Below are 13,016 nucleotides of genomic sequence, written 5' to 3' on the forward strand. Positions count from 1 at the left end.
ATTTTAACCTGACATCCTTGTCAATCTTTATTTTTTTATATTTACGATACTCTTGAAAATATATTTTTATTTGTTATTTTGAATAACAAATTCAATTAACTAAATCAAAACTTAGATTATCAATTATCTTAATAATTGAAGAACACCTTGTGGTTGTTGATTAGCTTGAGCAAGCATAGCTTGTGCAGCTTGTTGTAAAATATTGTTCTTTGAGAAATTCATCATTTCTTTAGCCATATCTACATCTCTTACTCTACTTTCTGCTGCTGTTAAGTTTTCTGATGTATTATTTAAATTGCTTATAGTATGCTCTAATCTGTTTTGTAAAGCTCCTAAATCTGATCTATGAGTTGATACCTTTTCTATAGCTTTATCAAGAACATCTGTTAAATTATTTGCAGAAGCAGTAGTTCCAACCTTTAAATCAGTGCTTTTTATACTTAATCCTGATGAACTCATAGTTTTTAATGAAATAGTAATCTTTTGTCCTGAATTAGCTCCTACTTGAATATTTACTTTTGAAGTATTAGCTAATATATCTTGCTTATTAAATTGAGTTTGGCTTGAAATTCTATCTATTTCAGATGTTAATTGCTTTAATTCAGTTTCAATAGCAGCTCTATCAACTGATACATTTGTATCATTAGCACCTTGAACTGAAAGTTCTCTCATTCTTTGAAGAATGTTGTGAGTTTCATTTAAAGCACCTTCAGCTGTTTGGATTAATGAAATACCATCTTGAGAGTTTCTTGAAGCTTGATCTAAGCCTCTGATTTGTCCTCTCATTTTTTCTGATATTGCAAGTCCTGCAGCATCATCACCAGCTCTGTTTATTCTTAAACCTGAGCTTAATTTTTCCATTGACTTTCCTGCTGCTCCAGTATTTGAAGTCATATTTCTGTGTGCATTTAATGCATTCATATTGTGATTAATTATCATTTTTTATTCCTCCCTGATTTTTAATTTGACATCCTTGTCATTTAATTTTATATTTATGATATTTTTATTTGTTATTTAAAATAACAAATTTAATTAACTAAATCAAAACTTAAATTATTAATTATCTTAATAATTGAAGAACACCTTGTGGTTGTTGATTAGCTTGAGCAAGCATAGCTTGTGCAGCTTGTTGTAAAATATTGTTCTTAGAGAAACTCATCATTTCTTTAGCCATATCTACATCTCTTACTCTGCTTTCTGCTGCTGTTAAGTTTTCTGATGTATTATTTAAATTGCTTATAGTATGTTCTAATCTGTTTTGTAAAGCTCCTAAGCTTGATCTATGAGTTGATACATTTTCTATAGCAGTATCTAAAGCATTTGTAAGCGCATTTGCTTTAGTTGTATCTGCAACATCTAAAGTTGCACCTACAACCTGTAATGTTTTCGCATCCATAGTTTTTAGTGAAATAGATATTGTTTGTCCTGAATTTGCTCCAACTTGAATATTTACTGTTGAATCTTTTGCTAATATATCTTGTTTATTGAATTGAGTTTGGTTAGCTATTCTAGTTATTTCTGAAGATAATTGATCTAATTCAGTTTTTATAGCTGCTCTATCAACTGATACGTTTGTATCATTAGCTCCTTGAATTGAAAGTTCTCTCATTCTTTGAAGAATGTTGTGAGTTTCATTTAAAGCACCTTCAGCTGTTTGAATTAATGAAATACCATCTTGAGAGTTTCTTGATGCTTGATCTAATCCTCTGATTTGTCCTCTCATTTTTTCTGATATTGCAAGTCCTGCAGCATCATCACCAGCTCTGTTTATTCTTAAACCTGAGCTTAATTTTTCCATTGATTTTCCTGCTGCTCCAGTATTTGAAGTCATATTTCTGTGTGCATTTAATGCATTCATATTGTGATTAATTATCATTTTTTTATTCCTCCTTGATTTTAAACTGACATCCTTGTCATTTTATATTTATATTTAGAACTCCTACCATTTTGGTGGAGAAATTCTCTATATAGAGTTTAAGTTTTTTAAGCTTATATTATAAATATCGTATATATTTACATAACTTTATATATTTTTATAAAATTTTTTATATTTTTGTGCTAAAAAAACTATTTATTCTTCTATTTTTTTCATAAGCATTATTTGCATTCTTCATACTATGAAGATTTCTAATTTCATCTTTAACTTTTAATTGCTGCTCTTCTATAGAAAATTTTAATTTTTCATCAATTTCTAATAAACCTTTTGATATATATAGTTCTTTTATCTCTATATTACTTATATCTTCCTGCTTAAATAATTCATGTAGTAAATCTTCTCTTTTACTCATAAATTCGTCAATCGACAAATCATTTTGTAATTTTTCTATTATCTCTTCCGTTGTTTTTTTATACTCTTCTAATATATCATTTATCATAATATGACCTTATTTCATTCCTAATTGCTGCATTAGATAACTTTGTTGAGAATTATATTTATTCATCATCGTCTCTAAAGAAGCGTATTTACTATATAAAGCCTGCTCTCTTCTTGCAAAATCCTTTTCCATATCCTTCATTTTTTGTTCATACTTTTGAATTGATTTAGTTATTTCATTAGTATAAACAGTAGATGAACCTTCTAATCCAGCTTTATTCATTAACGGAGCAGAAACTGTTACAGACTCCTTATAAATAATATCTTTAATTCTTTGCATTAATCCTGTTTGGGAGTACTTTTTGCTCTCTGAAAGCCCTTCTGTAGTTGGCTTTGGTTTTATAAATAAATTCATTATATCTTCTGCATTTTCTTCTAATGCCTTTGTTAATTTAGTATCATCTATTGTAAATGTTCCATTTCTAGTTCCTTGATAGTCTTCAGTGGGCTTTATACCTATTTTTTCTAAATTCAGCTCAGAGCCTTCAACAAAAGTTCTCATTGCTTGCTTTAAACTATTTGAAATTCTTGTTAAATCTGAGTCTCTACTTAGCTGTCCTTTTTGAACTTTTTCATTCCAAAGTTTAACTTCACTTTCAGACATATCCTTCTTTTGATCTGCTGTTAAAGGATTAAAATCTTTATTTCTTTTTTCCATGGTTAGAGTATTTAACTTTTCAATAAAAGTGTTATAGTCATTAATAAAAGTAACTAATTTATCTTTAATTTCTGTAACATTTGCTTTACCATTAACAGTTACACCTTCTAATGGTATTTCTCCAGAAAATTTAAAAGTTACCCCATCTAATGTTACTGAATTAGAAATTCCTTTATGTGTATAAACTCCACCTTTTCCGTCCTTAAAAATAATTTCTGCATCTCTACCTAACGACGGCTGAATTACATTTCCTAGCGAATTATCTAATACTTTTACTTCTACATCATAATCTGCACCAAGCCCATTTGATGTCAAAACTATCTTACCATCCTTATCTAAGGTTGCAGTAGTATTTGCATTTTGATCTTTTAATACTTTATTTAAATGATTTAATATATCAGTACTATCTGTTTTTCCTGACAAATCAACAATATTTCCATTAACAGATATTTTTTTATTTTCTATAGAACTTACATCTAAAGTATTAGTTGTAGCTGTTGAATCTATTCCGGGTACAAAAGTTCCACCTTTGCCATTTATAAATATTTCAGGATCTTCAACTTTACTACCTAAAACAGTACTACTAAAAGTAATATTTCCACTTTCATCTACTTTTGCAGTTAATTTTTTATCTTTTAATTTACTTTGTAATAATTTTTCTATATCTGAATTTACAAGAGTATCGTTAATATCTATAGATATTTCTTCTCCTTTTACAAAGATTTTCCCACCAGATGACTTTAAAGCATCAATTGTAAAATCAGCTCCAGATATTGTTGCTGCTGTTGCATCTATCCCTTTATTTACAGAACCTACACTAGCAAATGTACCTCCAATTGTAAAAGTACTATCCTTTCCCAAAACTGTGGACTCAAATATAAATCCTTTTTCATTACCAGACTCTGTTCCTGCAAAATCACTATATCTTACAGATACGTTTATTCCAGCCTCTTTTAACTGTTTATTTAAATTTGTAGCTCTATCTTTTTCTGTTTCTCCCTTTAATACAAATTCTTCTCCGCTTATAACCAGTTTATCATTTTCAGCTATTCCTGCTGTTATTACCATTTTGGCTGCAGTTGCTGTAGTACCTGTAATTTTATAATTTTCTACTTTTGCATCACTACCACCTGTAACAGTTAATATATCTTCATTAGAAGATTTTAACTTTACAGTTGACCAGTTCTGAGTAAGTAGCATACTGTCCTTCTTAGTAACATCAAAATATTTATTATAAAACTCTCTTGAATCTTTAATAACTTCTCTATAAAGTTTTTGTTTTATTTCAAGAATTTCTTTATCTTGACCTTTTCTATCTATTTTTATTCTATAAGGCTTCATTGAATCTTTAACTAATTGATCCATGTCTAAACCTGAAGCTAAACCTGTTATTCTCACTTTTTAAACCCCCCGTAAATAATGTGAAAGGTGAAGAGTTAACAATGAAAATTTATTGAAATAATTCAGCATAGCTGAATTATACATTTTTCTAAACTACTTAGTAGTTTATTCCTTAACTCTTTCACTCACTTCTTAACTTCTCTTTGATATTTCATGTGCTTCATGCCATATGTCTCTTACACTTTCTATTACTGGCATAAGCTCATCCATTGCTTGTACATCTTTTTTTAAGTTTATTTCAAATAGTCTTGTTTTTATAAACTCATATACCTGATATATTTGTTTTGCCCACTCTCCTGCATTTTGATCTAGACTTATCATTAACTCTGTAAATATATCTTGAACCTTCACTAAGTTTTCATGACTTTTTTTTATATCTTTGTTATCTAATGCTTCTCTTGCTATTTTAGAAAACTTCACAGCTCCATCTACTAACATTAATAATAGCTGCTCTTTTGATGCGTAGTTTACGCTGTTATTTTTATATACGTTTAATGCATTATTACCATACATTTATTGTTTCCTCCTACTTTTTAACATCTAAAAAGGTGCCATAACCTATTGCATTTAAGTTTTCTTCTTTTTCACCATTAAGGCTTATAGTGGGCTTTTCTAACTTTGTAGCATCAACAGTAATTTTATTATGCTCCATTTGTTTTCTTTCTTCTTTTACATATTCACCAAAAAACTTTTTCTTTTGCTTTTCGCTATCTTTATTAATGATTATGCTTGATTTTCTATGAACCTTACCATCTTTTGTTTTTTCATAAATCTTTTTTCTAAGGTCTGTGTCTATTTTATTTAGTAAGAAATTCATAGTTACCCTCCCCTATTAAGCCTTCTTGTCTATTGCAATTCCTACTAGCTCACACAGTTTTGCCACTAGGTCTAATATTTTCTTAGGTGGACATTCCATTATTACTTCCTTTGTGTCTTCATTTATTATTTTAATCATTACATCTCCAAGCTTTTCATGGATAGAATACTCTGCATAGGTATGTTCATCTTTTAGAAATTTATTTAATTTGTCTATAGCCTTTGTTATATCTTCTTCTCTATATCCTTTATCCTTAGCCGTTACAGCTTCAATTACATCCTTGTTCACTACAACTTGCTTAACTTCTGCATTTTTTGCTGCATTTAGGTTAGCTTGTCCTCCTTGACTTGTAACCTTCATTTCCATCATCTTTTCCTCCCTTCCCTAAACTTATAAATATAAAATCTGTAATTCAAATCTATTTAATATATATTTTCTATAAGATTATTTAAAATTAATTAAATATATTTATCTTTTACTAATGCTTTTTAACATATCTAGATTCATATTAATTTTAGTTGCTTCTATGTTTTCATTTTGAACTTCTTCATAAAGCTCTTTTCTTAATATAGTCATTTCTTTAGGTGCTTTTATTGCAAGTTTTACGCTTCCATCTTCGATTTTAGAAATTGAAATTTCTATATCATCACCTATTAAAACTGACTCTCCTTTTTTTCTTGTTATAACTAACAAATTTAACCCACCTTTTTAATTAATATATTTTTTCTTTTATACTATATTTTTCTTTATCTATAATATATTGTTCCCCTTTTTTATTTTTTATATTTATTACTAGAGGTGCCTTTAAATTTGCTGTTATATCTTCTACTTTAGAATTTAATGTTACAATTGAATATAATAAAACATCTTCTGGGCTTTCTATATTTAGCTTTTTTATAATTTCTTCACTTAATTTTACTTCATAATCATTATGTATAAAAAATGGAGAAATTATTATAAAGCCTATATCGTTATCTTCTACTGATTGTAATATATAAAAAGGACTATTACTTTCTACTTCTTTTATTATATATTTTTTAAAATTATCAAAACCTGGTATTCCTTTTACAAAGTTTATTATTTCATCATCTTTATATATCATTTTTCCGTGTATTGGTGATATTAATTCCATATTATATCTTCTCCTATCTTAGGAAATCTAATAGTGATGGTTGAATTATTTTTGCACTTACTTGAAGAGATGCCATATATACACTTTGAGCCACTGTTGCTTGAATATTTTTTTCTGCAAAATCTATATCTTCTGTTTGTGATAAAATATCCTTCAAGTTAAAATTTTGTTCTTCATTTTGATTTCCTGCTGATTCCATTCTATTTTGTTTCGAACCTACTTCTGCTCTTATCTTTAAAAGATTTGATATAGTTTCATCCATAGTTTTTAAATTTTCATTTGTTACTTTACTACTCTCATTTGAATCAAGTGAAGCTATATTATTTGTAATATCTTTAATTAAATTCATTACATTTACATCAGCTCCATTTTTATCTTTAAATAGTAATACATCTGTTGCTGAGACACTATAATCCATAACAACACCTTGAGAAACTTCAACACTAAGTTTCTTATTAATCATATTTATTTGATTTTCAACTTCTGGATCCAAATTATCTAATTCTAAAATTTCTCCATTTTTTCCACTTAAATTAAGAACATTGTTTCCTGTTACTATATCTTTATTAGATGCTAATGGTTTTGAACTCCCCTTAGTTCCTCCAAATATATATTTACCATCAAAGCTTGTATTTAATATTTGTGATATTTCATTTACCTTTTCATTCATTTCATCTCTAATAGCTTTTTTCTCATCACTTCCATAGGTTGCATTACCAGCTGAAACCATAAGTTCTCTAAATCTTTGAAAGCTATTTCCTAATTGTTCTAAAGCTGTATCAGTTGTATCTAACCAGTTTGTTGTATCCTTTATATTTTCATTATATTGAATATTCGATCCTATATCTCTATGCAATTGCATACTTCTAGCTACTTTAAAAGGATTATCTGAAGGTCTTCTAATTTCCTTTCCTGAAGTAAGCTGATCGTTTAATTTTTTCATATAACCTTGATTTCTGCCAAGGTCTTTTAAAAAGCTTTTGCTCATCATCTGATTTGTAATTCTCATTTACTTACCTCCTATCTCTTTAAGCCATTTACTATTACATCTAAAAGTTCATCTACTGTTGATATTATCTTTGCATTTGCATTATATGCATGTTGGAATTGTACCAAATTAGCCATTTCTTCATCTAAATTTACACCTGATACAGATGCTCTACTTTCCTCTATGCTATATAATAAATCTTCTTGGTTTGTTACCATTCTTTGAGCTTCCTGTGTTTGTACTCCTAATCTATCTATAGTGTCCTTAAAGTAAGAATCCATCTTCATTCCTGAAGTGCTATTTTCAATTTTAAGTCCATTATTTAACAGAGAATTTCCGCCCTTAAATTTATCAAACATATCTTTTCTTGTTATTACAGTTTCATTTATATCTTGAATTCTTATTAATGAATCTCTAAGTTGTGCAATAGCTAAAGCTCTAGCTCCATCGCTATCTCCATCCATAATATTTTCATGAGTATATGGAAATAAATCATCATGGGTTTTAGTTTTTATCTTCATTACATCTTCTAATATTTCCTTATTTACAGAAATATTTTTGGCTGTTATATCTTTCTCAGCTAGTAATGTTTGATCTAAATTTCCTAAAACTCCATTTCCTCCATATTTAGCTGTATCTTTATTAACAAAGAAAGGAAGAAAATCTTTTTCAGCTCCAGCTGTATTATTTAAAGGATCTTCGATTCCACTGTGAATTGCATTTACTGAAAAAGCTATTGCTTTGGCTAGTCTGTTTAATTGATTCATGTAATCTTCTATATCTTTTTGAACAGATACTAATCCATTAACATTTCCTGACTGAGGCTTGAACACCATAAGTTGAGAATAGCTTATAACTTCTCCATCTCTTATTGGATATCCATCTCCTTTAGCTGCTTGACCATTTTTATCTGCCCATATAATTCTATTATCTTTAATTTCTTTAGCTTGCTCTGGAGTTATTCCTGTCACTTTTAAAGTTTGCTTATTAGCATCACTATCCACATTTCCATTTTTGTAATATGTAACTATATATGTTTTCCCTGAAAAATCACTAGTATCTAGTTCTACATTAGTTACATATGAAAATCTTGCTGCATCACCATTAGGACTAGAATTAACTAAAAGTGGTGCTTTCATACTACCAACCTCTGTTGGTTTTAAATCTATACCATTAAATTCTCTTTTATCAACTTGTATTGAAAATTTATAGCTTAATTGATCCAACAACAAGTCTCTTTTATCCATTAAATCATTTGGTGTATTTCCTGCTACAGTAACACTAATTATTTCTTGATTTACCCTATCTAGCTGCTCCAATAAGCTATTCACTTCAGTAACTGAACTTTTAAGCATATCTTGTGAATTAGTTTGTAAGCCTTCAAGCTTTGTATAGGTAGCATTTAAAGCATCTGTTAGTGCTGCTGTTTGCTGAGCCACTACAGTTCTAGCATTTGAACTGTTAGGTTGCTTAGATAACTCTTGAAAAGAATCAAAAAACTTTCCCATTAATGTTGAAATTCCTGTGTCTGATGGTTCATTAAAAACACTTTCTACCTCATAAAGAAAGTTATTTCTTAAATCATACTTCCCTAATACAGAATTTTCTCCTCTTACTTGATAGTCTAAAAAGTTATCTCTTACTCTCTCTATCGCTTGTATTTGTGCGCCTGTTCCCATTTGACCAGGTTGAATTGAGGATCCCATTGATGGTCCACCAAAAGGTCTAGTTGTTTCTATTTTAGCTCTTTGTCTTGAATACCCAACGGTATTAGAATTTGCAATATTGTGAGAAGTTACATCTATACTTTTTTGTTGTACATTCATACCTCTTTTTGCTATATTAAATGTTGAAAATAATCCTGACATTTCTTCGCCTCCGCTTACTACCTCTTTATAGTTCCATAGGAATTATATACGGGTACATCTCTCTTAGGATTTAATAAATTTAAAAGCTTATTTGTAAAGCTTATTTGTTGTTTTATTAGTAACTCATTTGTATCCTTTTGAAGTATCATTTCATTTAATAGTTTTTGTATTCTTCTGTATATATTATCTAAATCATTATCATTTGAATCTTCTATTATCTCTTTAATAGAATGCTTTCCTAAAACTCTTCTTCTGTTAACCTCAATTTCTGCTACAGTTTTATTTTTCAGCTTTATCTCTTCTACTATAGACTCCATTCCAAATACATCTTTATTTATAATTAATTTATATTGTTTATCTAATAAAACTAATAATTCATTTAATTCTGTTTCTTCATCCATAAGTACATTCTTTAAATTATTAATCATATTTTTGTCCTCTCATGGTATATATCATTTCTTTAGCAATAAGCTTTGCATCACATTTATATACTCCATTATGAATCATGTTTTTGATTTCTAAAACTTTCTTACTATTATCATAATTAACATCATTTACTGAATAATCATTTAATGTTCTAGCTACTTCTGATAATTCAATCCTATCATAAGATTGTTTCTTTTCTAATCTATCTATTTTATTAGAAGTTACTTTATTATAATAGTTAATTCCATTTGTATAACCTACACCTTTAATATTCATAATCTCCTCCTAATAATATTCTTATATATTTATTTATCGTATTTCTTAGTTATAAGTTTATACATTAATTGAAAATAGTTAATTTCACTTATATTTTATCTGTTAACATTTCCTTTAAGTTAAATTTATCTAATACAAAAAAACTATATCAAATTAATTTGATATAGTTTCTTTAAACATATTTATTTAAGTGATTTTATTCTATCTGCGCCACTTATAATACTAGTTATTCTAACCCCAAAATTTTCATCTACAACTACAACTTCACCGTAAGCTATTTTTTTGCCATTTATTAATACTTCTACAGGTTCTTCTGCAAGTTTATCTAATTCTATTAAAGACCCTGTACTTAAGTTTAATATATCTTTAATGCTCTTTTTTGTTCTTCCTAAAACAACAGAAACATTTAATGGAACATCTAGTATTAAATCAATATTTTTATGAGATTCTCCTACATTACCTTGTGAAAGAGGTGCAAAGGTAGCTCCATGTACTTCTACAGGCTTTTCCACTTTTCTTTCTTCTGCAATATGAATAGGCTTTTCTTCTATCTTATATGAACTACTACTATTTTCTTTATTTGTCTTAGTTTCATTTACAACTTTTTCTGTATCAACTTCAGTTGCAACTTCTTCATCCTCACCCATCATTATTGATACTATTTTTTTCGCAGTATTTATAGGTAATATTTGCATTATATTAGAGTTTAATAATCCTTCTATAGTTAAATCAAAACATACCTCTACAATTTTTTCATCTTCTGGTATGTCCTCTGATATATTTTGTGCTATATCATTCCATATTTTTGATTTTGGAGGTGATATATTTACTTCTCTTGCAAACATAGTTGCCATAGATGTAGCTGCTGAACCAATCATTTGATTCATTGCCTCTTGAACAGCACTTACTTCTATTTCTGATAATTCAGTAGTTTCAACTTGTCCATCTCCGCCCATCATAAGATTCGCAATTACAGCTGCATCTTTAGTTTGCATTATTAATATATTTCTTCCAGTTATTCCTGATACATATTCTACATCTAAAATTATATTAGGATATTTGAATCCATCTTTAATTTCTCTTAATGTTGTAATTTTTACTTTTGGAGTTGTTATATTTACTTGTTTATTAATAATTTGATAAAGAGCTGTTGATGCTGATCCCATGGATATATTTCCAATTTCCCCCAAAAGATCTTTCTCTATATCAGATATTGCCACAGGCTCTTTATTCTCTGCGCTCCCATTTAACAATGAGTCTATTTCCTCTTGAGATAAAAACCCATTACTCATTCTCAATCACATCCTTATCTAAAATATCTAAAAATTCTATTCCTATGTTTTTTCCCATAGTCCCAGGTTTTGCTATAAAATATTCTTCATCTTCTACAAAAACTTTAACTGGATCACTATATTGAGAATCTAAAATTAAAACGTCACCGTTAACTAACTTTAAAAAGTCATCAACATTTATTTGTGTTTTCCCCAGCTCAACATGCATATTTACCTCTACAGGCTCTATACCTTTTTTAAGCTTTTCTCTAGACTCATCTTCAAGCTCAGACTCATCAACCTTAAACCAATATTGAACAACAAGTTTGTCTAATACTTTTTCAACACTTAAATATGGAATACATAAATTCATATATGTTGTGCTTTTTCCTAATTCAACTGAAAAACTAAGTAAAGCAACAGGCTCATTAGGTGCTAAAGTTTGGTTAGCAGATGGATTAGTTTCAAGGACTTCAAACTCTGGCTTTACATCTAATATACCATCCCAAGCTAGTACTAAGCTCTTTATCATTTCTGAAGTTATATTTGATAAAATATTTTTATCGATTTCAGAGAATTCTTTTGCACTCTCTTCTCTATTTCCTGTTCCTCCTAAAAGTATATCTAACACTTGAAATGAAAATTGAGGATTCATTTCAAGTAATATATTACCTTGCAAAGGTGGCATCTTAAATACAGTAAGTATAGTTGGATTTGGAATAGAGTGAATGAATTCTTCGTATGTTATCTGCTCCACGCTTTGAATATCTACCTTAACATGTTTTCTAAGCTGTCCAGAAAGATAATTGCTAATTATTCTTGCAAAAGCATCATGTACCATTTCTAAAGTTCTAATATGATCTTTTGAAAACTTCTGAGGACTTCTAAAATCATATTTTTTTATTTTATGCTTTTCTTCTTTCTCTTTTAGTTCTTCTGGTTCAACATCTCCTGTAGATAGGGCAGATAAGAGAGCATCTATTTCACTCTGTGATAAAACCTCTGCCATTTCTCTCCCTCATTTCCTAGTGATTTAATAGTTTCTCTATGTCTATTATTGTTAGTAATTTACCCTCTAGGTCAATTACCCCTTTTATATATCCTTCTGTATTATGTGTTTCTAATTTTTGCAACTTATACTCATCTATATCTATAACTTCCTCAACCTCATCTACAGATATTCCAATTTCCTCTTCATCAACTTTTAATATTATTATGTTGTTTTGTTTTTTATCAGACTCTATATTTAACAATAAGTTTATATCAACTAAAGACTTTATGCTCCCTCTAAGATTTATTAAACCTCTTATGTAATTTGGAGCTTTAGGCACTCTTGTGATACTCATCATATCATTTATACTTAATATTTTATCTGTCTCCACTGCAAAATGTTCTTCACCTAGTTTAAATATTACAAATTGCATTTAACTTCCTCCTAAATAGTTCTAACCAACTACCTTTCTTATTGCTTCTAAAACTCTATCAGCTTGGAATGGTTTAACAATAAAATCTTTTGCACCTGACTTAATAGCATCCATAACCATTGATTGTTGTCCCATAGCTGAACACATTATGACTTTTGCTCCTGGATCAAACTCTCTAATTTCTTTAACTGCTTCTATTCCATCCATATCTGGCATTGTTATATCCATTGTAACTACATCTGGATTTTCTTTTTTATATAAATTTACTGCTTCTATACCATTGCAAGCTTCTCCTACAACTTCAAATCCATTCTTCTGTAATATATCCTTTATCATCATTCTCATAAAAGCTGCATCATCAACTATTAAAACTTTTGTCAT

17 protein-coding genes are annotated in these 13,016 nt (G+C 28.7%); all 17 read right to left on the minus strand.

Features of this window, described 5'->3' with window-relative positions:
• Positions 1–123 precede the first annotated feature (123 nt).
• Positions 124–939 carry a flagellin N-terminal helical domain-containing protein gene (locus tag ACYUEX_RS10440; RefSeq protein ID WP_460288023.1) on the minus strand — a complete coding sequence of 272 codons (816 nt, stop codon included), beginning with the start codon at positions 937–939 and terminating at the stop codon, positions 124–126.
• Between the two features lie 121 nt (positions 940–1,060).
• Positions 1,061–1,876, minus strand: coding sequence for a flagellin N-terminal helical domain-containing protein (locus ACYUEX_RS10445; protein WP_460288024.1), 816 nt, complete (start codon positions 1,874–1,876; stop codon positions 1,061–1,063).
• A 169-nt stretch (positions 1,877–2,045) separates the two neighbouring features.
• Complete coding sequence (locus tag ACYUEX_RS10450; RefSeq protein ID WP_460288026.1) at positions 2,046–2,375, minus strand: flagellar protein FliT; 330 nt, start codon at positions 2,373–2,375, stop codon at positions 2,046–2,048.
• Between the two features lie 9 nt (positions 2,376–2,384).
• Positions 2,385–4,430, minus strand: a complete 2,046-nt coding sequence (fliD, locus tag ACYUEX_RS10455; protein WP_460288027.1) for a flagellar filament capping protein FliD — start codon at positions 4,428–4,430, stop codon at positions 2,385–2,387.
• Between the two features lie 135 nt (positions 4,431–4,565).
• Positions 4,566–4,946, minus strand: coding sequence for a flagellar export chaperone FliS (fliS, locus tag ACYUEX_RS10460; RefSeq protein WP_460288029.1), 381 nt, complete (start codon positions 4,944–4,946; stop codon positions 4,566–4,568).
• 13 nt (positions 4,947–4,959) lie between these two features.
• Positions 4,960–5,250, minus strand: a complete 291-nt coding sequence (locus tag ACYUEX_RS10465; RefSeq protein ID WP_460288031.1) for a hypothetical protein — start codon at positions 5,248–5,250, stop codon at positions 4,960–4,962.
• 15 nt (positions 5,251–5,265) lie between these two features.
• The gene (locus tag ACYUEX_RS10470; RefSeq protein WP_460288033.1) at positions 5,266–5,619 is read right to left on the minus strand and encodes a flagellar protein FlaG; all 354 of its coding nucleotides are present in this window, start codon (positions 5,617–5,619) and stop codon (positions 5,266–5,268) included.
• Between the two features lie 99 nt (positions 5,620–5,718).
• Positions 5,719–5,943: a carbon storage regulator CsrA gene (gene csrA, locus ACYUEX_RS10475; RefSeq protein ID WP_460288034.1), complete on the minus strand. Its 225-nt coding sequence runs from the start codon at positions 5,941–5,943 to the stop codon at positions 5,719–5,721.
• Positions 5,944–5,962: 19 nt separating this feature from the next.
• A complete protein-coding gene (gene fliW, locus ACYUEX_RS10480) occupies positions 5,963–6,382 on the minus strand; it encodes a flagellar assembly protein FliW (protein ID WP_460288035.1) in 420 nt (139 codons plus the stop codon).
• Between the two features lie 13 nt (positions 6,383–6,395).
• Entirely contained in the window at positions 6,396–7,391 is a 996-nt protein-coding gene (gene flgL / locus ACYUEX_RS10485) for a flagellar hook-associated protein FlgL (RefSeq protein ID WP_460288036.1), read from the minus strand.
• 11 nt (positions 7,392–7,402) lie between these two features.
• Positions 7,403–9,238: a flagellar hook-associated protein FlgK gene (flgK, locus tag ACYUEX_RS10490; protein ID WP_460288037.1), complete on the minus strand. Its 1,836-nt coding sequence runs from the start codon at positions 9,236–9,238 to the stop codon at positions 7,403–7,405.
• A 17-nt stretch (positions 9,239–9,255) separates the two neighbouring features.
• A complete protein-coding gene (locus ACYUEX_RS10495) occupies positions 9,256–9,666 on the minus strand; it encodes a flagellar protein FlgN (RefSeq protein WP_460288038.1) in 411 nt (136 codons plus the stop codon).
• Positions 9,659–9,940 (minus strand): flagellar biosynthesis anti-sigma factor FlgM, encoded by a 282-nt coding sequence (locus tag ACYUEX_RS10500; RefSeq protein ID WP_460288039.1) that lies wholly within the window; start codon positions 9,938–9,940, stop codon positions 9,659–9,661. Before ACYUEX_RS10500 ends, ACYUEX_RS10495 begins: the two co-directional genes overlap by 8 nt.
• A gap of 182 nt (positions 9,941–10,122) precedes the next feature.
• Positions 10,123–11,232, minus strand: coding sequence for a flagellar motor switch phosphatase FliY (gene fliY, locus ACYUEX_RS10505; protein WP_460288040.1), 1,110 nt, complete (start codon positions 11,230–11,232; stop codon positions 10,123–10,125).
• Positions 11,225–12,220 (minus strand): flagellar motor switch protein FliM, encoded by a 996-nt coding sequence (gene fliM / locus ACYUEX_RS10510; protein WP_460288041.1) that lies wholly within the window; start codon positions 12,218–12,220, stop codon positions 11,225–11,227. The genes fliY and fliM overlap by 8 nt, the downstream gene beginning before the upstream one ends.
• 16 nt (positions 12,221–12,236) lie before the next feature.
• Positions 12,237–12,635: a chemotaxis protein CheW gene (locus ACYUEX_RS10515; RefSeq protein ID WP_322413014.1), complete on the minus strand. Its 399-nt coding sequence runs from the start codon at positions 12,633–12,635 to the stop codon at positions 12,237–12,239.
• 21 nt (positions 12,636–12,656) lie between these two features.
• Positions 12,657–13,016, minus strand: a complete 360-nt coding sequence (locus ACYUEX_RS10520) for a response regulator (protein WP_411170314.1) — start codon at positions 13,014–13,016, stop codon at positions 12,657–12,659.

Source organism: Clostridium sp. CTA-7 (assembly GCF_054768095.1).